Annotated in this window: 25 protein-coding genes; 16 read left to right on the top strand and 9 right to left on the bottom strand. The window is 57.0% G+C overall.

The features are described 5' to 3' along the window. Positions 1-207: 207 nt before the first annotated feature. Together prlC and rsmJ are read left to right on the top strand one after the other, a co-directional pair. Positions 208-2,250, top strand: coding sequence for an oligopeptidase A (gene prlC, locus LBF07_RS10210; RefSeq protein WP_064673676.1), 2,043 nt, complete (start codon positions 208-210; stop codon positions 2,248-2,250). A gap of 7 nt (positions 2,251-2,257) precedes the next feature. Further along, complete coding sequence (gene rsmJ / locus LBF07_RS10205; RefSeq protein WP_033146861.1) at positions 2,258-3,010, top strand: 16S rRNA (guanine(1516)-N(2))-methyltransferase RsmJ; 753 nt, start codon at positions 2,258-2,260, stop codon at positions 3,008-3,010. A 97-nt stretch (positions 3,011-3,107) separates the two neighbouring features. Here rsmJ and uspA read toward each other — a convergent pair whose 3' ends face one another. Next, entirely contained in the window at positions 3,108-3,545 is a 438-nt protein-coding gene (gene uspA, locus LBF07_RS10200; protein ID WP_003861223.1) for a universal stress protein UspA, read from the bottom strand. A 282-nt stretch (positions 3,546-3,827) separates the two neighbouring features. On the opposite strand from uspA, the gene uspB reads away from it, so the two are divergent. Further along, a complete protein-coding gene (gene uspB / locus LBF07_RS10195; protein WP_003861224.1) occupies positions 3,828-4,163 on the top strand; it encodes a universal stress protein UspB in 336 nt (111 codons plus the stop codon). 54 nt (positions 4,164-4,217) lie between these two features. Here the strand turns inward: uspB and pitA are convergent, their stop codons facing one another. Beyond that, complete coding sequence (pitA, locus tag LBF07_RS10190) at positions 4,218-5,717, bottom strand: inorganic phosphate transporter PitA (protein ID WP_023309552.1); 1,500 nt, start codon at positions 5,715-5,717, stop codon at positions 4,218-4,220. 228 nt (positions 5,718-5,945) lie between these two features. Between pitA and LBF07_RS10185 the strand changes: the two genes are divergently transcribed. Continuing rightward, a complete protein-coding gene (locus tag LBF07_RS10185) occupies positions 5,946-7,142 on the top strand; it encodes an NAD(P)/FAD-dependent oxidoreductase (RefSeq protein ID WP_094934900.1) in 1,197 nt (398 codons plus the stop codon). A gap of 32 nt (positions 7,143-7,174) precedes the next feature. On the opposite strand, the gene LBF07_RS10180 is transcribed toward LBF07_RS10185, so the two are convergent. Both LBF07_RS10180 and LBF07_RS10175 read right to left on the bottom strand, forming a co-directional pair. Next, positions 7,175-8,113: an NAD(P)-dependent oxidoreductase gene (locus LBF07_RS10180; protein WP_094934863.1), complete on the bottom strand. Its 939-nt coding sequence runs from the start codon at positions 8,111-8,113 to the stop codon at positions 7,175-7,177. Further along, positions 8,113-8,805 (bottom strand): RraA family protein, encoded by a 693-nt coding sequence (locus LBF07_RS10175; protein ID WP_094934864.1) that lies wholly within the window; start codon positions 8,803-8,805, stop codon positions 8,113-8,115. The genes LBF07_RS10180 and LBF07_RS10175 overlap by 1 nt, the downstream gene beginning before the upstream one ends. Positions 8,806-8,974: 169 nt before the next feature. On the opposite strand from LBF07_RS10175, the gene LBF07_RS10170 reads away from it, so the two are divergent. Continuing rightward, complete coding sequence (locus LBF07_RS10170; RefSeq protein ID WP_033146857.1) at positions 8,975-9,712, top strand: IclR family transcriptional regulator; 738 nt, start codon at positions 8,975-8,977, stop codon at positions 9,710-9,712. A gap of 37 nt (positions 9,713-9,749) precedes the next feature. Here LBF07_RS10170 and LBF07_RS10165 read toward each other — a convergent pair whose 3' ends face one another. Continuing rightward, positions 9,750-11,084, bottom strand: coding sequence for an MFS transporter (locus LBF07_RS10165; RefSeq protein ID WP_094934865.1), 1,335 nt, complete (start codon positions 11,082-11,084; stop codon positions 9,750-9,752). Between the two features lie 317 nt (positions 11,085-11,401). Between LBF07_RS10165 and LBF07_RS10160 the strand changes: the two genes are divergently transcribed. Further along, on the top strand, positions 11,402-11,800 hold the full coding sequence (locus LBF07_RS10160; protein ID WP_023309546.1) for a potassium channel family protein: 399 nt from the start codon (positions 11,402-11,404) through the stop codon (positions 11,798-11,800). A 166-nt stretch (positions 11,801-11,966) separates the two neighbouring features. Beyond that, on the top strand, positions 11,967-12,992 hold the full coding sequence (locus tag LBF07_RS10155; protein WP_024908851.1) for a TerC/Alx family metal homeostasis membrane protein: 1,026 nt from the start codon (positions 11,967-11,969) through the stop codon (positions 12,990-12,992). 60 nt (positions 12,993-13,052) lie between these two features. Here LBF07_RS10155 and LBF07_RS10150 read toward each other — a convergent pair whose 3' ends face one another. Continuing rightward, the gene (locus tag LBF07_RS10150; protein WP_014885577.1) at positions 13,053-13,715 is read right to left on the bottom strand and encodes an HAD family hydrolase; all 663 of its coding nucleotides are present in this window, start codon (positions 13,713-13,715) and stop codon (positions 13,053-13,055) included. Between the two features lie 239 nt (positions 13,716-13,954). Between LBF07_RS10150 and LBF07_RS10145 the strand changes: the two genes are divergently transcribed. Further along, entirely contained in the window at positions 13,955-14,482 is a 528-nt protein-coding gene (locus tag LBF07_RS10145) for an NlpC/P60 family protein (RefSeq protein WP_029740677.1), read from the top strand. A gap of 5 nt (positions 14,483-14,487) precedes the next feature. On the opposite strand, the gene LBF07_RS10140 is transcribed toward LBF07_RS10145, so the two are convergent. Both LBF07_RS10140 and LBF07_RS10135 read right to left on the bottom strand, forming a co-directional pair. Continuing rightward, positions 14,488-15,282: an SDR family NAD(P)-dependent oxidoreductase gene (locus LBF07_RS10140; RefSeq protein ID WP_045403298.1), complete on the bottom strand. Its 795-nt coding sequence runs from the start codon at positions 15,280-15,282 to the stop codon at positions 14,488-14,490. 32 nt (positions 15,283-15,314) lie between these two features. Continuing rightward, positions 15,315-16,196 (bottom strand): LysR family transcriptional regulator, encoded by an 882-nt coding sequence (locus LBF07_RS10135; RefSeq protein WP_032662157.1) that lies wholly within the window; start codon positions 16,194-16,196, stop codon positions 15,315-15,317. A 99-nt stretch (positions 16,197-16,295) separates the two neighbouring features. Between LBF07_RS10135 and LBF07_RS10130 the strand changes: the two genes are divergently transcribed. The 8 genes from LBF07_RS10130 (at position 16,296) to arnF (ending at position 24,502) form a co-directional block, all read left to right on the top strand. Next, complete coding sequence (locus LBF07_RS10130) at positions 16,296-16,799, top strand: phenolic acid decarboxylase (protein ID WP_008503103.1); 504 nt, start codon at positions 16,296-16,298, stop codon at positions 16,797-16,799. A 327-nt stretch (positions 16,800-17,126) separates the two neighbouring features. Next, on the top strand, positions 17,127-18,266 hold the full coding sequence (gene arnB / locus LBF07_RS10125; RefSeq protein WP_023309541.1) for a UDP-4-amino-4-deoxy-L-arabinose aminotransferase: 1,140 nt from the start codon (positions 17,127-17,129) through the stop codon (positions 18,264-18,266). 1 nt (position 18,267) lies between these two features. Next, positions 18,268-19,251, top strand: a complete 984-nt coding sequence (gene arnC, locus LBF07_RS10120) for an undecaprenyl-phosphate 4-deoxy-4-formamido-L-arabinose transferase (protein WP_029740674.1) — start codon at positions 18,268-18,270, stop codon at positions 19,249-19,251. After that, entirely contained in the window at positions 19,248-21,230 is a 1,983-nt protein-coding gene (gene arnA, locus LBF07_RS10115; RefSeq protein ID WP_094934866.1) for a bifunctional UDP-4-amino-4-deoxy-L-arabinose formyltransferase/UDP-glucuronic acid oxidase ArnA, read from the top strand. Before arnC ends, arnA begins: the two co-directional genes overlap by 4 nt. Next, positions 21,227-22,129, top strand: a complete 903-nt coding sequence (gene arnD, locus LBF07_RS10110; RefSeq protein WP_094934867.1) for a 4-deoxy-4-formamido-L-arabinose-phosphoundecaprenol deformylase — start codon at positions 21,227-21,229, stop codon at positions 22,127-22,129. The genes arnA and arnD overlap by 4 nt, the downstream gene beginning before the upstream one ends. Further along, positions 22,126-23,781, top strand: a complete 1,656-nt coding sequence (gene arnT, locus LBF07_RS10105; protein WP_064673683.1) for a lipid IV(A) 4-amino-4-deoxy-L-arabinosyltransferase — start codon at positions 22,126-22,128, stop codon at positions 23,779-23,781. The genes arnD and arnT overlap by 4 nt, the downstream gene beginning before the upstream one ends. Further along, positions 23,781-24,116 (top strand): 4-amino-4-deoxy-L-arabinose-phosphoundecaprenol flippase subunit ArnE, encoded by a 336-nt coding sequence (gene arnE, locus LBF07_RS10100; RefSeq protein WP_033146851.1) that lies wholly within the window; start codon positions 23,781-23,783, stop codon positions 24,114-24,116. The genes arnT and arnE overlap by 1 nt, the downstream gene beginning before the upstream one ends. Continuing rightward, the gene (gene arnF / locus LBF07_RS10095) at positions 24,113-24,502 is read left to right on the top strand and encodes a 4-amino-4-deoxy-L-arabinose-phosphoundecaprenol flippase subunit ArnF (protein ID WP_206462005.1); all 390 of its coding nucleotides are present in this window, start codon (positions 24,113-24,115) and stop codon (positions 24,500-24,502) included. The genes arnE and arnF overlap by 4 nt, the downstream gene beginning before the upstream one ends. Here arnF and acpT read toward each other — a convergent pair. Next, positions 24,450-25,067 carry a 4'-phosphopantetheinyl transferase AcpT gene (acpT, locus tag LBF07_RS10090; RefSeq protein ID WP_048977509.1) on the bottom strand — a complete coding sequence of 206 codons (618 nt, stop codon included), beginning with the start codon at positions 25,065-25,067 and terminating at the stop codon, positions 24,450-24,452. The genes arnF and acpT overlap by 53 nt on opposite strands. Between the last annotated feature and the right edge of the window lies 1 nt (position 25,068).

The raw sequence follows: 25,068 nt of genomic DNA, 5'->3' as shown, positions 1-25,068 counted from the left end.
TGTGTTCCAGGTAGTAAACGTAGGCCCGATAAGCGTAACGCCATCGGGCAAAAATAGAGCGTATCGCCACAGTATACAGAAAAGTTTCCACCGCCGCGAAAGCGCAACGTCCGGCATTGAAATCCTCTACACTTAACCCCATTCTAGATCTCATATGCACAGCGCCGGATGCGCGCTTCATTCACCTATTTCAACAGGACAGCGTTTATGACCAATCCATTACTGACGCCTTTTTCGTTGCCGCCGTTTTCTAAAATCCTCCCTGAGCATGTTGTTCCAGCCGTTACGCAATCGCTGGACAACTGCCGCGCGGCGGTAGAAAGCGTGGTAGCGCAGGGCGCGCCGTACACCTGGGAAAATCTGTGTCAGCCGCTGGCCGAAGTGGACGACGTGCTGGGGCGTATCTTCTCCCCGGTGAGCCACCTGAACTCGGTAAAAAACAGCCCGGAACTGCGCGAAGCCTACGAGCAGACCCTGCCGCTGCTCTCTGAGTACAGCACCTGGGTCGGGCAGCACGAAGGGCTGTACAAAGCCTACCGCGACCTGCGCGACGGCGACCACTATGCCGAACTGAACACGGCGCAGAAAAAATCGGTCGATAACGCCCTGCGTGATTTTGAGCTGTCCGGGATTGGCCTGCCAAAAGAGAAGCAGACCCGCTACGGCGAAATTGCCGCGCGTCTGTCCGAGCTGGGCAACCAGTACAGCAACAACGTGCTCGACGCCACCATGGGCTGGACGAAGCTGATTACCGACGAAGCTGAGCTGGCCGGTATGCCGGAAAGCGCGCTGGCGGCGGCAAAAGCCCAGGCCGAAGCGAAAGAGCAGGAAGGCTTCCTGTTGACGCTGGATATCCCGAGCTATCTGCCGGTGATGACCTACTGCGACAACCAGGCCCTGCGCGAAGAGATGTACCGCGCGTACAGCACCCGCGCCTCCGATCAGGGGCCGAATGCCGGTAAGTGGGACAACAGCCCGGTAATGGCGGAAATCCTCGCCCTGCGTCACGAGCTGGCGCAGCTGCTGGGCTTCGAAAACTACGCCGATAAATCCCTCGCCACCAAAATGGCGGAGAACCCGCAGCAGGTGCTCGACTTCCTGACCGATCTGGCGAAACGCGCCCGTCCGCAGGGTGAGAAAGAGCTGGCCCAGCTGCGCGCCTTCGCGAAAGCCGAGTTCGGCGTGGACGAGCTGCAGCCGTGGGATATCGCGTACTACAGCGAAAAACAGAAGCAGCATCTTTACAGCATTAGCGATGAGCAGCTGCGCCCGTACTTCCCGGAAAACAAAGCCGTTAACGGCCTGTTCGAAGTGGTAAAGCGCATCTATGGCATCACCGCCAAAGAGCGTACCGATATCGACGTCTGGCACCCGGACGTGCGCTTCTTCGAGCTGTATGACGAGAAAAACGAGCTGCGCGGCAGCTTCTACCTCGATCTCTACGCGCGTGAGAACAAGCGCGGCGGGGCGTGGATGGACGACTGCGTAGGCCAGATGCGTAAAGCCGACGGTTCTCTGCAGAAGCCGGTCGCCTACCTGACCTGTAACTTCAACCGTCCGGTAAGCGGCAAACCGGCGCTGTTCACCCACGACGAAGTGATCACCCTTTTCCACGAGTTCGGTCATGGTCTGCACCACATGCTGACCCGTATCGAAACCGCAGGCGTAGCCGGTATCAGCGGCGTGCCGTGGGATGCGGTCGAGCTGCCAAGCCAGTTTATGGAAAACTGGTGCTGGGAGCCGGACGCGCTGGCGTTTATCTCCGGCCACTACGAGACCGGCGAGCCGCTGCCGAAAGAGCTGCTGGATAAAATGCTGGCGGCGAAAAACTACCAGGCGGCGATGTTCATTCTGCGCCAGCTGGAGTTCGGCCTGTTCGATTTCCGCCTTCACGCCGAGTTTAGCCCGGAGCAGGGTGCGAAAATCCTTGAGACCCTGGCCGAGATTAAAAAGCAGGTTGCCGTTATTCCAGGGCCAACCTGGGGCCGCTTCCCGCATGCCTTCAGCCACATCTTCGCCGGCGGCTACGCGGCGGGCTACTACAGCTACCTGTGGGCCGACGTGCTGGCGGCAGATGCCTTCTCCCGCTTCGAAGAAGAGGGGATCTTCAACCGCGAAACCGGCCAGTCGTTCCTCGATAACATCCTGACCCGCGGCGGGTCTGAAGAGCCAATGGTGCTGTTCAAACGCTTCCGCGGCCGCGAGCCGCAGCTGGACGCGATGCTTGAGCATTACGGGATCAAAGGCTGATTGTTACGTGAAGATCTGCTTAGTAGATGAAACAGGCGCCGGAGACGGCGCCTTATCTGTTCTGGCGGCCCGCTGGGGGCTGGAGCACGATGAAGAAAATCTGATGGCGCTGGTGATGACGCCGGAACATCTCGAATTACGCAAGCGCGACGAACCGAAGCTCGGCGGGATTTTCGTCGATTTTGTCGGCGGCGCGATGGCGCACCGGCGCAAGTTCGGCGGCGGTCGCGGCGAAGCGGTGGCCAAAGCGGTCGGCATCAAAGGGAGCTACCTCCCGGACGTGGTCGATGCCACGGCGGGACTGGGTCGCGATGCGTTTGTGCTGGCGTCCGTCGGCTGTCGCGTGCGGATGCTGGAGCGTAACCCGGTGGTCGCTGCGCTGCTCGACGACGGGCTGGCGCGAGGCTACGCGGACCCGGAAATCGGCCCCTGGCTGCAGGATCGTTTGCAGCTGATCCACGCCTCCAGCCTGACGGCATTAACGGACATCACCCCGCGCCCGCAGGTGGTCTACCTCGACCCTATGTTCCCGCATAAGCAGAAAAGCGCGCTGGTGAAGAAAGAGATGCGGGTGTTTCAGTCGCTGGTGGGGCCGGATTTGGATGCCGATGGCCTGCTGGAGCCGGCTCGTCAGCTTGCCACGAAGCGGGTGGTGGTAAAGCGCCCGGACTATGCACCGCCGCTGGCGGACGTTGCGACCACTAACGCGGTGACCACCAAAGGGCACCGGTTTGATATTTATCCGGGGACGCCGGAATAAAAAAAGCCGGGTGGCGGCTTTGCCTTACCCGGCCTGTGTCCTCGATCTATCCCCTCTCCCTTTGGGAGAGGGTTAGGGTGAGGGGAGTTTAACGCACTTACTCGTCTTCTTCGTCACGCAGTGGAACAATCAGCATATCCACGTGAACGGTGTTAATCAGCTGGCGCGCTGAAGACATCAGTTTGCTCCAGAAGTCCTGATGATGACCGCAAACCACCAGGTCCATATCGTATTTCTTAATCGCATCAACCAGCACCTGGCCCAGGTCGCCGCTGCCGCTCAGGGTTTCGGTAATCGGATAGCCCGCGTTGGTGGAGAGTTCGCTCAGGGCATGGTGAGTCTCTTCGGAGATGCGTTTCTGCATATCGCCAAGATTCACGTCGATCAGACCGGTGTAGAGGTCGGAGTAATTCACGTCAACGTGAATCAGCGAAACTTTCGCGTTGTAGGGACGTGCCATGGATACCGCTTTATCAACCAGCACTTTGCTCTCCGGAGAGAGGTCAACCGCGATGAGAATGTGTTTGTAAGCCATAGTGTTACTCCTTCCTTAAGTTATCGATGACTAAGTGAGAATGCCGTCGTCTGATACTTTCATTACGGCCCAGTTAAACATATTTTTCAAGCTTTGGTGTTGATAACGATTAACCTTGTGGCAAAAAAATTAACGGATCTCCTACACTGTTAAATGAGCCGTTCGGATATTAAAACGCGAACCGGATCGATTTTGGTCATTCTTTCACTGAACTGTCTGTCAGGGCATTGGGGTGCGGTAGCTCAGGAGCCTTGCTTCGTGGGCGGACGCCGGGGAGGATGTATGATTAGCACCGTCGCATTGTTTTGGGCGTTATGCGTGGTTTGCATAGTGAATATGGCGCGCTACTTCTCATCGTTACGTGCGCTGTTAGTGGTACTTCGTGGTTGCGATCCGTTGCTTTATCAGTATGTGGACGGTGGAGGGTTCTTCACCTCGCATGGACAGCCCAGCAAGCAGATGCGTCTGGTGGGGTACATCTACTACCAGCGCTACCGCGATCATCACGATGAAGAGTTTATTCGTCGCTGCGAGCGCCTGCGTCGTCAGTTCATTTTGACCAGCGCCCTGTGCGGGCTGGTCGTAGTCAGTATGATTGCATTGATGATTTGGCACTGAGCATAAAAAAAGCGGGTCAGCTTCCTGACCCGCTTTTTTGTCGCCTTCAACCGATTAAATCAGCTTCAGCGAAATCCAGTACAAACCGCCAGACAGCAGGATGGACGCCGGAAGGGTGAACACCCAGGCCATCAGAATGTTGGTCACGGTTTTGCGCTGTAGACCGCCACCGTCAACAATCATGGTACCTGCCACGGATGAAGAGAGTACGTGGGTGGTGGATACCGGCATACCGGTGTAGCTCGCCAGACCGATAGACACTGCCGCCGTCATCTGCGCGGACATACCCTGCGCATAGGTCATGCCTTTCTTACCGATCTTCTCGCCGATGGTGGTCGCCACACGACGCCAGCCAATCATCGTACCGATACCAAGCGCCAGCGCGACGGCCATGATGATCCAGATTGGCGCGTACTCAATGGTGTTGAGCATATCGCTTTTCAGTTTCTTCAGCAGACGTTTGTCGTCACCATTCACCTCTGGCAGCTTCGCGACTTTATCGGTCACATCAGAGATACAGAGCATGATACGACGCAGCTGACCACGCTGTTCTACAGCCAGTTTGTCGTAGCTTTCGATATCGCCCAGCATGCCTTTCGCACGTTCCAGCGCGTTAATCGCGTTTGCCGGATGGCAGTGGAACTCGCCAGGCGCGGTGGTTGCACCGGCTTCCGGAGAAGGGATCAATTGATCAACGCCGGTCGCTTTTTTCAGCAGGTCAGGATGCTGCTGGAAATAGGTTTCAACGTTGTTGACCGCATCGCGGGTACGGGTGATTTCGTAACCCGAGGCGTTCATGTTCACCACGAAGCCTGCCGGTGCGACGCCGATCAGAACCAGCATCACCAGACCAATGCCTTTCTGCCCGTCGTTCGCGCCGTGAGAGAAGGCCACGCCGATAGCAGAAATGATCAGGGCGATACGCGTCCAGAACGGCGGCTTTTTCTTGCCGTCTTTCTTCTCACGCTCTGCTGGCGTCAGGTGGATACGCGCACGTTTTTTCGTGTTACTCCAGTAGCGACGCAGGATGAAAATCAATCCCCCCGCGACTACCAGACCCACGATAGGGGAGATGATCAGGGAGCCGAAAATGCCCAATACTTTAGGCAGGTTCAGCGCATCAACAACCGATGTCCCGGTCATCAGGGCGTTGGTTAACCCGATACCGATAATCGCGCCGATGAGGGTGTGAGAACTGGATGCAGGCAGGCCAAAATACCAGGTACCGAGGTTCCAGATAATTGCAGCAAGCAGCATTGAGAACACCATAGCGAGGCCATGGCCAGAACTAACGTTAAGCAGCAGATCCGTTGGCAGCATATGCACGATGGCATACGCAACGCTCAGTCCGCCCAGGAGAACACCAAAAAAGTTAAATACCGCCGCCATAACAACCGCAAGCTGCGATCGCATTGCGCGAGTGTAGATAACCGTCGCTACTGCGTTTGCAGTGTCGTGGAAGCCGTTGATCGCTTCGTAAAACAGTACAAAAACCAGAGCAAGCAATAATAAAAGCCCGGTATGTAAATCCAGGCCGGCAAACAAATGTAGCATAGGACGTTACGCCATTTTGAGGACATGAACGCGGCGCATTATCCAGGACAAATGCGCGGCGGGCAAAGTGAAATATAGACTTTTTTTGACATACCACCTGATTTGAGAAAAGAGCCAGAAAGGATATTCTTTAAATTTCAATGGAATGGCTTTGTAATATCTTTTTACGCTGGTGTGACCACAGAGGAAACTTTACAATCCGCGGCAGTTAACAAAGAGGGTTTTGACGTGGAAAGGTTTGATGCCGTGGTAATTGGCGCCGGTGCGGCGGGTATGTTTTGTGCGGCAATGGCCGGACAGGCGGGTCGTCGCGTGCTGCTGCTGGATAACGGTAAAAAGCCCGGCCGTAAGATCCTGATGTCCGGCGGCGGGCGCTGCAACTTTACTAATCTGTATGTTGAACCCGCGGCCTATTTGAGCCAAAACCGTCATTTTTGTAAATCTGCGCTGGCGCGCTACACCCAATGGGATTTTATCGACCTGGTGGGTAAGCACGGTATCGCGTGGCATGAAAAGACGCTGGGGCAGCTGTTCTGCGACGACTCCGCGCAGCAGATTGTCGATATGCTGGTGGCCGAGTGCGAGAAGGGCGGCGTCGTCATGCGCCTGCGCACGGAAGTGCTGGAGGTCGCCCGCGACGACCAGGGTTATACGCTGCAGTTGAATGGTGAAACCGTCAGCGCTGACAGCCTGGTGATCGCCAGCGGCGGCCTGTCTATGCCGGGGCTGGGCGCCTCCCCGTTCGGCTATAAGATTGCCGAACAGTTTGGCCTGAAAGTCTTGCCTACGCGCGCCGGGCTGGTGCCATTTACGCTGCATAAACCGCTTCTTGAACAGCTTCAGACGCTGTCTGGCGTGTCCGTTCCCTCCGTCATTACCACCGAAGACGGGACGGTGTTCCGCGAAAATCTGCTCTTTACCCATCGCGGCCTCTCCGGCCCGGCGGTACTGCAAATCTCCAGCTACTGGCAGCCGGGGGAGTTTGTCACGGTGAATCTGCTACCCGATTGCGATCTGGACTCGTTCCTTAACGAGCAGCGTACTGCGCACCCGAATCAAAGCCTCAAAAACACCCTGGCAATGCAGCTGCCAAAACGTCTGGTGGAATGTTTGCAGGCGCTGGGGCAGATCCCGGACGTGTCGCTCAAGCAGCTTAACAGCCGCGAGCAGGAAACGCTGGTCGAGACCCTGACAAACTGGCGCGTTCAGCCAAACGGCACCGAAGGCTACCGCACGGCGGAAGTGACGCTGGGTGGCGTTGACACGAATGAGCTCTCGTCCCGCACCATGGAAGCGCGCAACGTGCCGGGGCTCTATTTTATTGGCGAAGTGATGGACGTCACTGGCTGGCTCGGCGGGTACAACTTCCAGTGGGCATGGGCAAGTGCCTGGGCGTGCGCTCAGGCGCTGGCAGAAGACAAGTGACATAAGAGCACAGCCACTCGTCACGGTTGGCTTTACGAGCTGACGGTGGTGACGTCTGTCACAGCAAGAATATTGCTCGCGGCCACGGTCCCCATCCTGATATATGACGCTGCGGTAACGCCGCCAATATGCGGTGAAATAACCACGTTTTCTACGGACTGCCAGAGGTGCGGCGCGGTCAGCGGCTCGTGGGTAAAGCTGTCCAGCGCGGCGCTGTGCAGCGTGCCATCCCTGAGCGCCGTCAGTAACGACTCATCGTGGATCAGCCCACCGCGTGCCGTATTGACCAGAATTGCGTTCCGCTTGCAGTGTGCGAGCGTTTCGCTATTGATCATCCCCCGATTCTCATCGGTCAGCGGACAGTGCAAAGAGATGACATCGGAACGGGAAAGAAGTCCGTTCAGCGTTTCTGCGCGTTCGCACAGGGCAGGCATAGTCTTAGCATAGGGATCGTAAGCCAGCACCTTCATGCCGAAAGCGTGACCAATAGTCGCCACGCGCGAGCCGATAGCACCCAACCCAATTAGCCCTAACGTTAAGCCCTCCAGTTCAATGGATTTATGCGTCGCCTTATCCCAGTGCCCGTCTCGCAGCCGCTTGTCCAGAGGCACCACTGACTTTGCGCAGGCGAGGATCAGCGCCCAGGTATGTTCAGCCACTGCCGCCGCGTTTGCACCTGGCGCAGCCCGGACGGCGATGTTGCGCTCGGCCGCTGCCGTCTGGTCTATCACATCGATCCCGCTTCCGTGCTTGGAAATAACCTGCAAAGCCGGGGCGGCATCCATAACTTTCTCGGTGATCCTGCCGTAACGTACCAGGATCGCCACAGGATTGTGTCGTTTACACAGCGCGATCAGGTCATCTTCTGTGGGCTGGCGGCCCGCAAACACTACCTCAAAGCCCTGTAACATCACCATGGCCTGCTCCGCCAGGTCGCTTCCGGTAACCAGCACTACGTCTTTGCCCCCCATCACAGCGTCTCCTCGTCGCTCAACATACCTGCCTTACGAAGCGCGTCATCAAGCCAGTGTGGACGTAAATCGCCTTCACGGATGGCGGCAAGACGCCGGGTCTCCATCTCCAGCTTTTCTTTTGCCAGAGCGATAACCTCCTGAACCTCATCGCGCGGGATAACGACCACGCCGTCGATATCCGCGACAACCAGATCCCCGGCCTGAACCGTCGCCCCGGCGACTGAAATGGGATGATTAACCCGGCCAGAAATTAACTTTGTCGGGCCGCAGGGGTTCAGACCGACAGAAAAGACAGGGTAGTGACCTTTGCTCAGGGTGTCGGCGTCACGTACAGCGCCATCAATAATAATGCCCGCAATGCCGCTCGCCTGAGCCTGAGTGGCCATGATTTCGCCAAGCAGAGCGCAGCTCAGGTCGCCTTTGCCATCGACGATCAGGACATCGCCGGGCTGCGCCACCGCCATCGCGGCATGAATCGCCAGATTATCACCCGGGCGGACTTCAACGGTGATGGCCGGACCCGCAACGGACATGTGTGGGGCCAGCGGTTTGATGCGGCCATGAAGCGTACCGCGGCGACCGGCCACGTCGGCCAGAATAGCTGCCTGATACTCGGCCGCCCGACGTACGTCCTCGGCAGAAACGCGCTCGAAATGGCGATTAATCGGTTTTTTTTCATTAACGGACATAAATGCCTCCATATTGTTTTACTGAGTACAATGCAGGTGTACAGAACAAAACAACTATAGCGGTGTTGCTTTCCTTTTAGCCAGACCCGAGGTGGCGTTTGTGATGTAAACACGAAGTGACTCACAAAATTTGAGGTACACTCACTGCCGGGCTAAAAAGGAGATAATGATGGGGAATGAAGGCGTTGTAGCGGTTGAAAAAGCGCTGGCTTTACTGGATTGCTTCCGTCCTGGAGATGAGAGCCTGACGCTGACCGCGCTGGCACAGCTGTCGGGTTATCACAAAACCACGGTTTACCGCTTGATGAATTCTCTTGAACGGATGAATTACGTCGTCAGGCATGAAGACGGCAATTATGCGCTGGGCCCACGTCTGCTTTACCTCGGCAAGCTGTATGAACAATCTTTCCATCTTTCCCGGGTGGTTCAGCCAGAGCTTCAGGCCTTATCCCTGGCGTCTCAGGAGAGTGCCAGCTGGTATGTGCTGGAGGGAGGGCAGCGGCTTTGCCTGTTTCGCGCTGAAGCGTCGCATGGCCTGCGACACAGCAATCTTCCCGGCAGCCAGTTCCCGCTCGATAATTCGGCCATCAGTAAGGTATTACGCCATTGGGGGCTCAATGAAAGCCTGCCGGAGGGAGACGCTGAACTCCCATTCTACACGTCAGGCGCGCGCGACCCCCATACCGCTGCGTTTGCGATGCCTGTCTTCGGCGTTCACGACAAGCTGGTTGCGGCGTTAGCCCTGACCGGCCCCATCTCGCGGCTGACGGAAGATCGTCGTGAGAAGGAAATAGGGCAGTTGATGAAGGCGGCTGCAAGCCGTCTGTCGCAGAAAATGGGCGCCAGCAAGCCCTTCTGTCAGCAGTTCTTTGGTGAAACGAGCGACGCGGCGGAAGAAAATCTTTAAACGCAGAAGCGGGACAAATGTCCCGCTTCTGTCATCGTTAATGCGTGACCTGTTTTTCGTGTAGCTGAGCGCGGCGGGCCTGCCGCCCCATAATGAGCACCGCGATACCCCCGGCCACGCACAGCGCGGCCAGCGGAAGCATTGCCAGCGTGTAGCTGCCTGTCCGCTCATTGATAATGCCGTACGCGTTTACCATCACCGCCCCACCTATCAGGTTTGCGATGGCGCCAATCGCGGCCAGTCCCGCCGCCGCTGAGGTACTGCTCATCCAACCGGACGCCAGCGCCCAGAAAGGCCCTTTCATTGAATAAGCGCCTATCAGCATAATGCTCAGGATAACGATCGTGGCAGACAGCGAGACGCTTACAAAGGCGGCGAACACACCTGCGGCAATCATAAACAGCGTGAGTGCGGTATGCCAGCGGCGTTCGTTGGTACGATCGGAATTCCGTCCCCATACAATCATCAGAACCGATGCCAGACCGTAAGGAATGGCGTTAAACAGACCTGTCTCAAGGTTATCCAGATGGAAGGATTTCAGCAGTTGAGGAGACCAGACGCTGATGGTGGTGCCCGCGGAAGATGCACCCGCGTAAATCAGCGCCATCAGCCAGATCTGACGATGCTTTAGCAACTGCCACGTCGTCTGGTGTCCAATGTTCTTTTGCTGGCTACGCTCGGTCTCAAGCGTGGTTTCCAGCCACTTTTTCTGTTCATCACTGAGCCAGCTCGCCTGATGAGGGCGATCCCGGAGAATAAACCAGGCTGCAATACCCAGCAGCACCGCCGGCAAGCCTTCAATAATGAACAGCAGATGCCAGCCGCGAAGACCCAGCCAGCCATCCAGTGACAGTATCAACCCGGAAAGCGGGGAGCCGATGAAGTTAGCGAGCGGGATGGCGACCATAAAGGACGCAATAATGCGTGCGCGGTAGCGGGACGGGATCCACCAGGTCAGATACAGCACGACGCCCGGGAAGAAGCCCGCCTCTGCAGCACCGAGAAGAAAACGGACGATATAGAGCGACGTGGTGTTCTGCACCAGGGCCATACACATGGAGACGATGCCCCAGCTGATCATAATGCGCGGGATCCACAGCCGGGCGCCGACTTTCTGCATGGCCAGGTTGCTGGGTACCTCAAACAAAAAATAGGCCACGAAGTAAAGGCTGCTGGCGAAGCCAAAGGCCACTTTGCTGAGGCCAAGGTCCTCATTCATTTGCAGCGAAGCCATGCCGATATTCCCGCGATCGATAATGGAGACCAGGTAACTGACAATCAGAAACGGGAGAATACGCCAGATCACCTTCCGCATCGTCTCTCTTTCTATGTCCTCGGTGGCGGTAGCGCCGTTACGTAAATGTTCTGTCATTGTGTCCTCGCAGGGTTTGTTCTTTGTTTTATTAGGTACAACTCAGTTTTATTAAACAAAACCACTATAGCGACGGCGCGTTATTTTTATCCAGTTAATGGAAGGTTTAAATGATGTAAATAAGAGGTGACTCACAGATAGTGCGCTGCAGATATATCGCTCACAGCAGTCGAACCAGCCGCATAGAGGGCACGCTGCAAGGGAGATAATCACGCAACGCAATTATTGCACCAACTTTTCCTCGTCATTCAACTAAGCTTCGACCAGGTGCCCCGCCTCGTTCGCGGGGCCAGATTCCTTTTGGTCGAGCACGCATCATGCAGCTACTCAGTATTATTATTTTGCTTACCCTTACCGTGGTGATCCATTCGCTGTGGATGTTTGGCGTTTTAAAGTTCATCAAATTAGAAGTCGATTCGGCGGTACGCATCGTTTTACGCAATGTCGGTATCGTGATCTCCATGATCTTCGCCCACCTCCTTGAGGCCGGACTGTTTGCTGCGTTTTATTTTGTCATCGACGCGTTTAATGACTGGAACACCAGCTTCTATTTTTCACTGGTCAGCTACGCTACCGTGGGATACGGCGACGTCACGTTACCCCAGCACTGGCGGCTCATCGGCGGGGTGGAAGGGCTGGTGGGCGCGTTGATGGTGGGCTGGTCTGTCGCGGTTCTGGTGGCGGTGCTGCAGCGTTTGCGCGGCATGAGCGCCTAAACGGCAGATGCGCGATCCCCGCCTGGTAAGGTAAAGTACTCCTCCTTGCGTGGCCGGAAGGCCGCGACTTTGAGGGCGAAGAGGCTGATTAACGGCCCGCCCTTTTCTGTTCCTGGTTTACGCCAGTTTGCATGGTGTTGTGTTTTGTCTGCCAAAAGGGTTTTGTATGTCTGCTGCTCATCTCGGTTTCCCGACGGAAACCGTTGTTGTCTTTGTGGTGATGGCCGTAGGGGCGATGTTTATCGACCTCTTTATGCACCGTCACGATAAACCCGTCTCGCTGAAAAGCGCGGCGATGTGGTCCATTTTCTGGGTCATGATGGCGATGGCCTTCGCCGGATTCCTGTATGTTCACCACGGCGCCGAGATGGCGAGCCTGTTCCTCACCGGCTACGCGCTGGAAGAGGTGCTCTCCGTCGATAACCTGTTTGTGATGATGGCAATCTTCGCCTGGTTCGGCGTGCCGGATAAGTACCGTCACCGCGTGCTCTACTGGGGCGTGCTGGGGGCGATAGTCTTCCGCGGCATCTTTGTGGCTATCGGCACCAGCCTGTTAAGCCTGGGGCCGTACGTTGAGGTGATCTTCGCGCTGGTCGTCGGCTGGACGGCGGTGATGATGCTCAGGCGCAATGAAGAGAGCGACGAAGTGGAAGATTACTCGGGTCATCTCGCCTATCGCCTGGTGAAGCGCTTCTATCCGGTCTGGCCGAAAATCAGCAGCAACGCCTTTATTCTGACCCAGAAAGAGGTGGATGCGGAGCTTGAAAAGCCGGAAAACCAGGACGTGATGGTTGGCCGCGTGAAGAAGGCGAAGCGCTATGCGACGCCGCTGCTGCTTTGCGTAGCCGTCGTCGAGCTCTCTGACGTCATGTTCGCGTTTGACTCCGTGCCGGCCATTATTGCCGTGAGCCGCGAGCCGCTGATTATCTACAGCGCCATGATGTTCGCCATTCTCGGCCTGCGTACGCTTTACTTCGTGCTGGAAGCGCTGAAGCAGTATCTGGTGCACCTCGAGAAAGCCGTGGTTCTGCTGCTGTTCTTCGTGGCGTTCAAGCTGGGGTTAAATGCCACCGATCACTTCTGGCATCACGGTTACAGCATTGGCGCCACGGCCAGTCTGTTTGTGGTATTAGGCGTGCTGGCGCTGGGGATTATTGCGAGCGTGATGTTCCCGGGGAAACGTGAGGCCTGATGTACCGCCTTTCTCCCTCTCCCTGTGGGAGAGGGCCGGGGTGAGGGCACCGGACCGCACCTAACCCTTAATCGGTGAATTCCGACGCTTTCGCGGGTGATGGAAGTGCCGCCAGTGCGGATCCTGCGCCGCCGCCAGCAGTTCGTGGTCGCCGCGGGTGTCTCCCCAGGCGCGCAGGTGATAGGCGTTCAGATCGCCATACACTTTTTCCAGCCTTGCCACCTTCTGGGCGCAGCGGCAGTTATTGCCCGTGATGCGCCCCGTCAGCTTGCCGTCTTTCACTTCCAGCTGCGTGCCAATCAGCTTAATGCCCAGTTTGTCAGCCCACGGCTGGAGCACCAGCGCCGGGGACGCGGAACAGATGGTCACTTCCGCACCGGAATTCACCTCAGCCGCCACCGCCAGAACCCCTTCGGGGCGCATCAGCTTGTTCCAGTATTTTTCGCAAAAGGCTTCCGCCTGCTGGCGTAACCAGTGTTCATCCACGCCCGTCAGGAAGGTTTTAATCAGCACTTCCTTCAGCTCATCGCGCGTCAGCTTGCGACGCACGCAGTGGAGCGTGGGCAGCGCCATGCGCACCAGGCGGCCCGCGAAGTAACGTTTGCCGAAGGCAAAACGCAGGAAAGGAATAAAGCTGTCGTGGTGCGTTAATGTCCCGTCAAAGTCGAAGACAGAGAGCACGCTGGATTTAGCCACCGTCTCGTCGGCAATCATATTGGTCATAAATACGTCTTAGCTGAAATACACATTCTGCGGATCAGTTTACCTGCTTTGGCTGGACAGTCCTTATATCACCACTCTTTTTTTCTCGATCTTGCGATCTCAAAGTGAGTCCATTTTTGGCCTCGATAACAATTGGTGAAAAAACGAGCTGTCTATATTATCGCCACATCGCAAGATATTTAGGGGAACCATTGGCCCCCACAGGTAAGGAAAAACTCACTCACTACTTCTTTCTTGATATGACTCTTAGATCGCTTATTTCAATCCTCACGTTAAGTTTTGCTTCGTTTTCTGCGTTCAGCTTTCAACTTCCAGCGTCGATGTTATCGATGAACAGCGAGCTGGCGGCATCACCGGCGAAATCTGCGCTGGTGCATCAGGAAACAGGTCCGCTGCGCTCGCGTATTCTCGATCAATACCAGAAATGGAAAGGCACCCAGTACCGGTGGGGCGGAACCACGCATCGCGGGGTGGATTGCTCCGCACTGATGCAGCACCTGTTCACCGATGCGGCGCATCTTAATTTGCCGCGCACGACGAGTGAACAGATCCATCGCGGCGTGCAGGTGGCGCAATACCGCCTGAGAGCCGGCGATCTGGTCTTCTTCCAGACGGGCCCGAACCGCAAGCACGTCGGCGTTTATATTGGCAAAAACCAGTTTATTCATGCCTCAACCAGTCAGGGCGTAACGGTCTCAACCCTGACGGATGATTACTGGCAGGCACACTACATTACCGCCCGTCGCATCGCAGGCAGTGCGGCCTGACAGCGTCAGATGATGTCATCCACGACGCCACCGTCGACGCGCAGCGCCGCGCCCGAGGTGGCGGAGGCCTGGGTCGAACAGACATAAATCACCATATTGGCCACCTCTTCAACCGTGGCCGCGCGCTGGATAACCGAGCTGGGGCGGTTGGCCATCACAAACTCTTTCGCCAGCTGCTCCAGCGATTTGCCGGTTTTTTCGATTTCATCTTTCATCATCTCGGCGAAACCGTCAGACATCGTCGGGCCCGGCAGGACGCTGTTGACCGTCACGCCGCTCCCCGCCACAAACTTCGCCAGACCGCGCGCCAGCGAGAGCTGCGCCGTTTTGGTTACGCCGTAGTGGATCATATCCGCCGGAATATTGCAGGCCGACTCGGAGGAGATAAACACCACGCGTCCCCAGCCTTTCTGCACCATGCCCGGCAGCAGGGCGCGGGACAGACGCACGCCGGACATCACGTTGGTCTGCCAGTAACGCTCCCAGGTTTCATCGTCGGTGGCATAGAAATCCTGCGGACCGTAAATCCCGGCGTTGTTGACCAGAATATCGACGTTATTCGCCACCTTCAGAAGCGACTCGACCCCTTCCGCCGTGCTGAGATCGGCAATCGCGGCGCGCACCTGTACGCCCGGCACCACCTGCTGGAGCTGCTGAATGCCTTTATTCACCGATTCCGTGCTGCGGCCATTGACGATCACTTCCGCACCGCTTTCTGCCAGACCTCTGGCAATGGCGAATCCGATCCCGCCGGTTGAGGCGGTCACCAGCGCCACTTTCCCCGCAAAGTCGATTTTCATCATCTGCTCCTTCTCGTTTTAACGTTCGGACCTTAAAGCGTAGCAGGTGAGGATGACGGCTCCTGGCTAAAAAGGCGCAACAGCGTCTCAACCTGTTCATCAAGCGGGGCGAGGGAACGTTTAACAATCAGGTGAAGCGGCGTTGCCCTGCGCGCGCCGTGGCTCAGCGGCAGGCGTTTGAGTACGCCCTGATCCAGCTGGGTCTGGATGCGTTCCTCTGGCAGCCAGCCGTAGCCGACCTGAGAGACGACGGCTTCAATCGCGGCATCGATGGTGGAGAAGGTCCACGACTCGCCGGCAGCACGCGCGGCGGGCTGGCTGTCCGCAATCTGGATGAGCGGCCACGGGCGCAGCATCTCATCATTTAGCGGCGCGTCGAGGTGAAACAAGGGGTGCCGGGAATGGGCCACGGCAACAAAGTCGATATTCATCAGCCATTCTCCGAGCCCGGTAATGTCCTGGCGGCGGGTTAAGACCATCACATCGGCTTCGTCGTTAATGGCATCGGCGCGGGTATTTTCCAGCACCTCGGTCAGACGTACCTGAGTCTGCGGATACTGCTGCTGGAACTGACGAAGAATAGCGAACAGGCGGCGGCGCGGGAAAATGGAGTCCACCACCAGATCTAACCGCGTTCGCATCCCGTTGCGAAGGGTCGCTGCGCGCGTCTCAACGTACGAAAACGCTTTCAGCAGCGGTTTAACCTGGTTGAGAAGAAGTTCTCCGGCCGGAGTTAACACCGCCCGTCGCCCCTCCGGGACCAGCAGCGCCACGCCGAGCCGCTCCTGCAGCAGCGACAGGTTATAGCTCACCGAGGACTGGCTGCGGTGGGTTTCTTCCGCGGCTTTGGCAAAGCTGCCCGCTTCCACCACTCTTTCCAGTAAAGCCCATTGTTCCAGCGTCGTCTTATGCATGATTTATCTAAAATTTGGATGAATTTGATTAAAACATAGCGTTATTCATTCATTTTTTGAAGGGGTACGATCGTCTCATCAAAACAAAGGAGACATCTTATGAACACCTTCGACAAACACGACTTAAGCGGCTTTGTTGGTAAACATCTTGTATATACCTACGATAACGGCTGGAACTACGAGATTTACGTAAAAAATGAGACCACGCTTGATTACCGTATTCACAGCGGTCTTGTGGCCAACCGTTGGGTGAAAGATCAGCAGGCTTATATCGTGCGGGTAGGCGAGAGCATCTATAAAATTTCCTGGACCGAACCAACCGGTACCGACGTCAGCCTGATCGTGAACCTGGGCGACAAGCTGTTCCACGGCACCATCTTCTTCCCACGCTGGGTCATGAACAATCCGGAAAAAACCGTCTGCTTCCAGAACGACCATATTCCGCTGATGAACAGCTATCGCGATGCGGGTCCGGCGTATCCAACGGAAGTGATTGATGAATTTGCTACGATCACCTTTGTGCGCGACTGCGGAGCCAATAATGAAAGCGTTATTGCCTGTGCGGCCAGTGAATTACCGAAAAACTTTCCAGATAATCTCTAATAAGCGCGACAATTAACTAAAAAGAAAAGTTCCCGGCTATTTCATATTATTTTGAAATGGCCGGGATTTTTTTTTGTTTGTTGATGATTGGTTTAAATGAATCCATTTCAAAATGTTGCGAAAAATCACATTAAAAATATTTAATATTAATTTAACTTGTTGTTTTTCAACTAGCTGCTAGTTGTCTTATAACGTTGCAAACGTTGTCTTAATTTTTCCCTAAGGAAAGAGAGCTACTTTGATATAAGTTTATGGTTCGTTGAAATAAACGGGCTGGCATTTGGTTAATATCAAAAACATGCCATTTTTATTGCAAGGAAATTAATAATGAGTGATTTTCTGCCTTTTTCGCGGCCGTCGATGGGCGCTGAGGAAATTGCGGCGCTTCAGGACGTTTTGATGTCGGGCTGGATCACCACTGGGCCTAAGAATCAGGAACTTGAAGAGGCATTTTGTCAGCTTACCGGGAATCAGCATGCGATTGCCGTCTGTTCAGCCACCGCGGGTATGCACGTCACGCTGATGGCGCTGGATATTGGCCCGGGCGATGAAGTCATTACCCCTTCCCAGACCTGGGTATCCACGCTGAATATGATCGTGTTGCTGGGTGCCACACCGGTCATGATTGATGTGGACAAAGATACATTAATGGTGACGCCAGAAGCCGTTGAAGCCGCCATTACCCCGCGTACCAAAGCCATTATTCCCGTTCATTATGCCGGCGCGCCGTGTGAAATCGACGCCATTCATGCCATCGGTGAACGTCACGGTATTCCGGTTATTGAAGATGCGGCCCATGCCGCCGGAACCTACTACAAGAACCGTCATGTGGGATGGAAAGGGACCGCGATTTTTTCCTTCCACGCCATTAAAAATATGACCTGCGCGGAAGGCGGCTTAGTCGTCACGGATAATGCCCAGCTGGCGCAGCGGATCCGCAGCCTGAAATTCCATGGCCTGGGCGTAGATGCCTATGACCGCCAGACGCACGGCCGCGCGCCGCAGGCGGAAGTGATCGCGCCGGGCTATAAATACAACCTGGCAGACATCAACGCCGCGCTGGCGCTGGTGCAGTTAGGCAAGCTGAAAGAGGCCAACAGACGCCGCCAGGAAATTGCTGAACGCTACCTGCGTGAGCTTGCCGATACGCCGTTCCAGCCGCTCACCATTCCGTCATGGCCGCACGTGCACGCCTGGCACCTGTTTATTATTCGCGTTGACGAAGCGCGCTGCGGGATCTCACGCGACAACCTGATGGCGGCGCTGAAAGAGAAAGGCATCGGTACCGGCCTCCACTTCCGCGCGGCACACACCCAAAAATACTACCGCGAGCGTTTTCCTGATGTATCGCTCCCGAATTCTGAATGGAATAGCGCGCGTATTTGTTCTCTCCCTCTTTTCCCGGACATGACTCATGACGACACAACCCGCGTCATTACCGCACTCCATCAGCTTGCAGGACATTGATATGTTCAGTGCACCGCCTGTACAAAAAGTTTCCGTGGTAATCCCGGTTTATAACGAGCAGGAGAGCCTGCCCGAACTGATCCGTCGTACAACCGCCGCCTGCGACACGATGGGCAAGGCTTATGAAATTCTGCTGGTAGATGATGGCAGTAGCGATAATTCCGCGCTGATGCTGACCGAGGCCGCGCAGGCCGAAGGCAGCCATATTGTTGCCGTGCTGCTCAACCGCAACTACGGCCAGCACTCGGCGATTATGGCGGGGTTTAGCCACGTCACGGGCGATCTGGTCATCACCCTGGACGCTGACCTGCAAAACCCGCCGGAAGAGATCCCGCGTCTGGTTGCCAAAGCCGATGAAGGCTATGACGTGGTCGGCACGGTACGTCAGAACCGTCAGGACAGTCTGTTCCGCAAGCTGGCCTCACGCACCATCAACCGCCTTATCCAGCGCACGACCGGTAAAGCGATGGGCGACTACGGCTGCATGCTGCGCGCCTACCGCCGCCATATTGTCGACGCGATGCTGCACTGCCATGAGCGCAGCACCTTTATTCCGATCCTCGCCAACACCTTTGCCCGCAAGGCAACGGAAATTCCGGTTCTGCACGCCGAGCGCGAGCACGGGGAATCGAAGTACAGCTTTATGCGTCTCATCAACCTGATGTATGACCTCATCACCTGTCTGACCACCACGCCGCTGCGTCTGCTGAGCGTGTTCGGCAGCATCATCGCCGTGGCCGGTTTTGCGCTGTCCGTTCTGCTGGTGGTGCTGCGCCTGGTCTTTGGCCCGCAGTGGGCGGCGGAAGGGGTCTTCATGCTCTTTGCCGTGCTGTTTATGTTCATCGGCGCCCAGTTTGTCGGGATGGGCCTTCTCGGTGAATACATTGGCCGTATTTATAACGATGTTCGCGCGCGTCCGCGCTACTTTATTCAACGTGTTGTCCGTCAGGAACACAAAGCATCTCAAGAGGAAATTCACCCATGAAAGCTGTTGTATTTGCCTATCACGATATGGGGTGCACGGGCACGCTGGCCCTGCTGGAAGCGGGCTATGACATTGCGGCAATCTTTACCCATCCGGACACGACCGGAGAGAATAACTTTTTTGGCTCCGTGGCGCGTATCGCCGCCGAGCGTGGGATCCCGGTTTATGCACCGGACGACGTCAACCACCCGCTGTGGGTGGATCGCATCCGCGCGCTCGCGCCTGACGCGATCTTCTCGTTCTACTATCGCAACCTGCTTTCCGACGAGATCTTAGGTCTGGCCGCAAAAGGCGCCTTTAATCTTCACGGTTCTCTGCTGCCCGCCTACCGCGGCCGCGCTCCGCTGAACTGGGTGCTGGTGAACGGTGAAACGGAGACGGGCGTGACGCTGCACCGCATGGTGCGCCGTGCTGACGCGGGCGCTATCGTGGCACAGCAGAAGGTCGCTATTGATGCGGACGAAACTGCGCTGCAGCTGCATCAAAAGCTGAATGCAACGGCGCAGACGCTGCTGCGTGATGCCCTTCCAGGCATCCTCAACGGCACCTTCAGCGAGACCGAGCAGGATGAGAGCAAGGCAAGCATCTTTGGCCGCCGCGCGCCGGAAGATGGTCGTCTGGACTGGAACAAGCCTGCCCGCCAGCTGCACAACCTGGTGCGCGCCGTGACCGACCCGTGGCCGGGCGCGTACAGCTTTGCGGGCGTAAGCAAATTTATCGTCTGGAAATCCCGCGTGCGTGACGATATTCCGGCTGCCAAACCGGGCACCGTCGTCTCCGTCTCCCCGCTGATTGTGAGCTGCGGCGAGCAGGCGCTGGAGATCGTCACCGGACAAACCGACAACGGCCTGTACGTGCAGGGCACGCAGCTGGCACAGTCTCTGGGTCTGGTGGCCGGGGCGCTGATCACCAGCGCACCGGTTGTTGCCATCAAACGCCGTACCCGCGTGCTGATCCTCGGCGTGAACGGTTTTATCGGTAACCACCTGACGGAACGTCTGCTCAAAGACGATAACTACGAAATCTATGGTCTGGATATCGGCTCTGACGCCATCAGCCGTTTCCTCGATAACCCGCGTTTCCACTTCGTGGAAGGGGACATCAGCATCCATTCCGAGTGGATTGAATACCACATTAAAAAATGCGACGTGGTGCTGCCGCTGGTCGCCATTGCCACGCCAATCGAGTACACCCGTAACCCGCTGCGCGTGTTCGAGCTGGACTTCGAAGAGAACCTGAAGATCATCCGCGACTGCGTGAAATACGACAAGCGCATCATCTTCCCGTCCACGTCTGAAGTGTACGGCATGTGTACCGATAAGAACTTCGATGAAGACACCTCCAATCTGGTGGTCGGGCCGATCAACAAACAGCGCTGGATTTACTCCGTCTCCAAACAGCTGCTGGACCGCGTGATTTGGGCCTACGGCGAGAAAGAGGGCCTGCGCTTTACCCTGTTCCGTCCGTTCAACTGGATGGGCCCGCGTCTGGATAACCTCAACGCGGCGCGTATTGGTAGCTCCCGTGCGATCACCCAGCTGATCCTGAACCTGGTAGAAGGCTCGCCAATTAAGCTTATCGAAGGCGGGAAACAGAAACGCTGCTTTACGGATATCAGCGACGGTATCGAAGCGCTGTTCCGCATCATCGAAAACAAAGATAACCGCTGCAACGGTGAAATCATCAACATCGGTAACCCGGACAACGAAGCGAGCATTCGCGAGCTGGCAGAGATGCTGCTGGCCAGCTTTGAGCGCCATCCGCTGCGCGACAAGTTCCCGCCGTTTGCCGGCTTCCGCGAAGTGGAAAGCAGCAGCTACTACGGCAAAGGGTATCAGGACGTTGAGCACCGTAAGCCAAGCATTCGCAACGCGAAGCGCTGCCTGAACTGGACGCCGACGGTGAAGATGGAGCAGACCATTGACGAAACGCTCGATTTCTTCCTGCGCACCGTGGAGCTGTCGGAACAGGTCTCATGAAAAAAGTCGGTTTACGCATTGATGTCGACACCTTCAGGGGAACGCGTGACGGCGTACCCAAACTGCTGGAACTGCTGAACAAACACGGTGTGCGTTCCAGCATTTTCTTCAGCGTGGGGCCTGACAACATGGGACGCCATTTATGGCGTCTGATTAAACCGGCATTTCTGTTCAAAATGCTGCGCTCGCGCGCAGCATCCCTCTACGGCTGGGATATTTTGCTGGCCGGCACCGCCTGGCCCGGCAGACGTATCGGCGCGGGTAATGAAGCCGTTATCCGTGAGGCGGCGCAGCATCATGAGGTGGGTCTGCACGCCTGGGACCACCATGCCTGGCAAGCCTGGGCGGGCGTCTGGGATATCCCGCGCCTGTCCCGTGAGGTCGAGCGTGGGATGCTGGAGCTGGAGGCCATTACCGGTCAGCCCGTGCGTTGCTCCGCCGTGGCGGGATGGCGTGCGGATCAGCGCGTCGTGAAGGCCAAAGAAGCCTTTGCGTTTCGCTACAACAGCGACTGCCGCGGAACCGGACCCTTTTTGCCGCTGTTAGGTGAAAATCGCTACGGAACGGTGCAAATTCCGGTTACGCTTCCCACCTGGGATGAAGTGGTCGGGCGCGAGGTGAAGGCGGATGAGTTCAATCGCTACATTCTGGACCGCATCCATCGTGACGCCGGCACGCCGGTGTATACCATCCATGCCGAAGTGGAAGGGATTGCGTATCAGCATGATTTCGATGAACTGCTGACGATGGCCGCTCAGGAGGGCATTGAATTTTGCCCGTTGAGCGAGCTGCTGCCGGACGATCTCAGCACCCTGCCCGTGGGCAAAGTCGTACGTAATGAAATGGCTGGCCGGGAAGGCTGGCTTGGCTATCAACAAACCGTGAGTCCGGTCCCATGAAAACAGCCCGTTATGGCTTAGCGCTTCTCGCACTGTTTATCGTTTACTACCTCATTCCGGTCGATATTCGTCTGCTCTGGCAGCCTGATGAAACGCGCTATGCGGAAATCAGCCGCGAAATGCTGGCATCCGGAGACTGGGTAGTCCCGCATTTTCTGGGGCTGCGTTACTTTGAAAAACCGATTGCTGGCTACTGGATCAACAGCATCGGGCAGTTGCTGTTCGGGCACACCAACCTCGCCGTGCGCGCCGGATCTATATTCTCAACCGGGTTAGCGGCGCTGCTGGTCATCTGGATGGCCTGGCGTCTCTGGCGAGATAAGCGGACCGCCATTTTCTCCGGTCTTATCTTCCTGACCCTGTTCCTGGTGTATGGCATCGGCACGTATGCGGTGCTGGATCCTATCATCACCCTGTGGCTGGTGGCGGCGATGTGCAGCTTCTGGCTGGCATCGCAAGCCCAAACCGTTGCCGGAAAAGCGGGCGGCTATGTGCTGCTTGGGCTGGCCTGCGGGATGGGGGTGATGACCAAAGGCTTCCTGGCGCTGGCGGTACCGGTGATTGGCGTGCTGCCGTGGGTAATCGCCCATAAGCGCTGGAAAGAGGTGCTGATTTTTGGCTGGCTCGCGATCCTGAGCTGCGTGCTGATTGTTCTGCCGTGGGGGCTGGCTATTGCGCAGCGTGAACCTGACTTCTGGCGTTATTTCTTCTGGGTTGAGCATATTCAGCGTTTTGCCCAGAGCGACGCGCAGCACAAAGCCCCGTTCTGGTACTACATACCGTTCCTGATCGCGGGCAGCCTGCCGTGGCTTGCGCTTTTGCCCGGTGCGATTCGTCTCGGCTGGAATGACCGACAAAACGCGGGTGGCGGGTTCTATCTGCTGGGTTGGGTGGTGATGCCGCTGCTGTTCTTCAGCATCGCCAAAGGCAAGCTGCCGACCTATATCCTGCCGTGCTTTGCCCCGCTGGCGATCCTGATGGCGCGCTATGCCTGCCTCGCGGCGGAAAAAGGTGCCAGAGCGTTACGCATTAACGGCGGGATTAACCTGGCGTTTGGCGTTATTGGCGTGGTGGCGGCGCTGGTGGTCTCGCCGTGGGGACTGTCTAAGCATCCGGTCTGGACGTCGGTCGAACTGTATAAAGTCTTCTGTGCGGTGGTGGCGTTCCTCATCTGGGCCGCGGTAGGCTGGTTTACCTTCAGACAGAGCCAGCAGCGCTGGTGGCTGGCGGCACTGTGCCCCGCAGGGCTGGCGCTGCTGATTGGTTTTGCCATTCCTAACCTGGTGGTGGATTCCAAACAGCCGCAGTCGCTGGTCGATACCGTGCGCGAGCCGCTTCAGGAAAGCCGATTCGTGCTGGCCAATAACGTGGGCGTGGCCGCGGGCCTGGCGTGGGAGCTGAAGCGCAATGACATCACGCTGTTTGGTCAGAGCGGCGAACTGCGCTACGGGCTGGATTATCCCGATGTGAAAGATCGTTTTGTCAGTGAGGACGACTTCGCGCAGTGGCTGGCAGCGCATCGTCAGCAGGGGCGCGTGTCGCTGGTGATGCTGCTGTCAAAACGCGACGATATTTCACGGGCGAATTTACCGCAGCCGGACAATCTCTATATCCAGGGGCGTCTGGCCTTGCTGGAGTACCTGCCGAAGTGATGACCTGGATCTGGCTGATACTGGCAAGCCTGCTCAGCTGCGCGGGGCAGCTGTGCCAGAAACAGGCCACCCGTCCGGCGAAAGCCGGGCGGCGCGGGACGCATATCGCGCTGTGGCTTGGCCTGGCACTGCTGGCGCTGGGCAGCGGGATGCTGGTCTGGCTGGTGGTGCTGCAACGCCTCCCTGTCGGCATCGCGTACCCTATGCTGAGCCTCAATTTTGTCTGGGTGACGCTGGCGGCGAAGGCGTTCTGGCGTGAGCACGTTGCTGCGCATCACTGGCTGGGGGTAGGGTTCATCATCATTGGGATTGTTATCCTGGGAGGGAGCCTGTGAAAGGAGCGTTCTGGGCCTTATGCAGCGTGCTGTTAGTCAGCGCGGCGCAGCTGTTGCTGCGCAATGCCATGCAGGCATTGCCACCGGTCAGTGAGATCCTGGCGCTGATATCCGCGCTGTGGCACTTCTCGTCCGGCACGGGTGCGCTGCTGCTGGGGTTGACGGGGTACGTGGCCTCGATGGGCTGCTGGTATCTGGCGCTGCATCGCATGGCGCTCAGCAAAGCCTATGCCCTGCTGAGCCTCAGCTATATTCTGGTGTGGGGCGCGGCGATCCTGCTGCCCGGCCGGGGAGAACGCTTCTCCTGGCACGGGCTGGTGGGCGTCGGATTTATTATTCTGGGTGTGTTAGTGATTTTTCTGCCCCGAACGTCCCAACGTGAATAATCGACTCGTGGGTCAGGGTGTAAGGGGTCGATGTGCAGACGGCAAGGCTCAGCGAGCCGACCTGTAGCTGGCTGACCGCGTGCGTCTGCGCCGTGCTGTCGATGCTGACAATCTGCCAGGCACTGCCGCCACGCTGTTTCACAATCGCTTCTTTCCGCGTCCAGATACGCCAGAAGGCGGAAAGCCGTTCCTCGGGCGCTTCACGCTCCAGCTCGTCATGCTCGGTCATGCTGAATACCGCATTAGCCAGCGCCTGCCAGTTCTTCCTCGGGCGAATCACTTCGATATCGCAGCCGACTTCACCTTCATCGCTCATCAGCAGGGCGATATCGTCACCGCTGTGGCTCAGGTTGAACCACAGCGGATGACCCTTCGCAAAGGCCGGTTTGCCCTGCTCGCCGTAAATGATGTCGGGGAGCGGGTGAGGGGATAACGTTCTGGCGAGCAGCGTCCTCCCGGCCAGCCAGGAGGCCTGTCGGGCACCCTGAGGCGCCCTGTCTGCGAGCGCTGACGCCAGCGGGTCCGCGCAAAGGGTGGAGATTTTTCCCAGTACAAACTGGTACATA

It is taken from the genome of Enterobacter cloacae complex sp. ECL352 (genome assembly GCF_020149545.1).
Lineage (GTDB): Bacteria > Pseudomonadota > Gammaproteobacteria > Enterobacterales > Enterobacteriaceae > Enterobacter > Enterobacter asburiae_B.
Note: the sequence above shows the minus strand (reverse complement) of the source record. Positions and strands in the feature narration are given on the sequence as shown.

What these genes read in the sequence shown, in the direction of transcription:
- prlC (WP_064673676.1), top strand. Translation starts at nt 208, where the DNA reads ATGACCAATCCATTACTGACGCCTTTTTCGTTGCCGCCGTTTTCTAAA.
- uspA (WP_003861223.1), bottom strand. Translation starts at nt 3,545, where the DNA reads ATGGCTTACAAACACATTCTCATCGCGGTTGACCTCTCTCCGGAGAGC.
- uspB (WP_003861224.1), top strand. Translation starts at nt 3,828, where the DNA reads ATGATTAGCACCGTCGCATTGTTTTGGGCGTTATGCGTGGTTTGCATA.
- pitA (WP_023309552.1), bottom strand. Translation starts at nt 5,717, where the DNA reads ATGCTACATTTGTTTGCCGGCCTGGATTTACATACCGGGCTTTTATTA.
- LBF07_RS10180 (WP_094934863.1), bottom strand. Translation starts at nt 8,113, where the DNA reads ATGGGGGGCAAAGACGTAGTGCTGGTTACCGGAAGCGACCTGGCGGAG.
- LBF07_RS10175 (WP_094934864.1), bottom strand. Translation starts at nt 8,805, where the DNA reads ATGTCCGTTAATGAAAAAAAACCGATTAATCGCCATTTCGAGCGCGTT.
- LBF07_RS10170 (WP_033146857.1), top strand. Translation starts at nt 8,975, where the DNA reads ATGGGGAATGAAGGCGTTGTAGCGGTTGAAAAAGCGCTGGCTTTACTG.
- LBF07_RS10165 (WP_094934865.1), bottom strand. Translation starts at nt 11,084, where the DNA reads ATGACAGAACATTTACGTAACGGCGCTACCGCCACCGAGGACATAGAA.
- LBF07_RS10160 (WP_023309546.1), top strand. Translation starts at nt 11,402, where the DNA reads ATGCAGCTACTCAGTATTATTATTTTGCTTACCCTTACCGTGGTGATC.
- LBF07_RS10155 (WP_024908851.1), top strand. Translation starts at nt 11,967, where the DNA reads ATGTCTGCTGCTCATCTCGGTTTCCCGACGGAAACCGTTGTTGTCTTT.
- LBF07_RS10150 (WP_014885577.1), bottom strand. Translation starts at nt 13,715, where the DNA reads ATGACCAATATGATTGCCGACGAGACGGTGGCTAAATCCAGCGTGCTC.
- LBF07_RS10145 (WP_029740677.1), top strand. Translation starts at nt 13,955, where the DNA reads ATGACTCTTAGATCGCTTATTTCAATCCTCACGTTAAGTTTTGCTTCG.
- LBF07_RS10140 (WP_045403298.1), bottom strand. Translation starts at nt 15,282, where the DNA reads ATGAAAATCGACTTTGCGGGGAAAGTGGCGCTGGTGACCGCCTCAACC.
- LBF07_RS10135 (WP_032662157.1), bottom strand. Translation starts at nt 16,196, where the DNA reads ATGCATAAGACGACGCTGGAACAATGGGCTTTACTGGAAAGAGTGGTG.
- LBF07_RS10130 (WP_008503103.1), top strand. Translation starts at nt 16,296, where the DNA reads ATGAACACCTTCGACAAACACGACTTAAGCGGCTTTGTTGGTAAACAT.
- arnB (WP_023309541.1), top strand. Translation starts at nt 17,127, where the DNA reads ATGAGTGATTTTCTGCCTTTTTCGCGGCCGTCGATGGGCGCTGAGGAA.
- arnC (WP_029740674.1), top strand. Translation starts at nt 18,268, where the DNA reads ATGTTCAGTGCACCGCCTGTACAAAAAGTTTCCGTGGTAATCCCGGTT.
- arnA (WP_094934866.1), top strand. Translation starts at nt 19,248, where the DNA reads ATGAAAGCTGTTGTATTTGCCTATCACGATATGGGGTGCACGGGCACG.
- arnD (WP_094934867.1), top strand. Translation starts at nt 21,227, where the DNA reads ATGAAAAAAGTCGGTTTACGCATTGATGTCGACACCTTCAGGGGAACG.
- arnT (WP_064673683.1), top strand. Translation starts at nt 22,126, where the DNA reads ATGAAAACAGCCCGTTATGGCTTAGCGCTTCTCGCACTGTTTATCGTT.
- arnE (WP_033146851.1), top strand. Translation starts at nt 23,781, where the DNA reads ATGACCTGGATCTGGCTGATACTGGCAAGCCTGCTCAGCTGCGCGGGG.
- acpT (WP_048977509.1), bottom strand. Translation starts at nt 25,067, where the DNA reads ATGTACCAGTTTGTACTGGGAAAAATCTCCACCCTTTGCGCGGACCCG.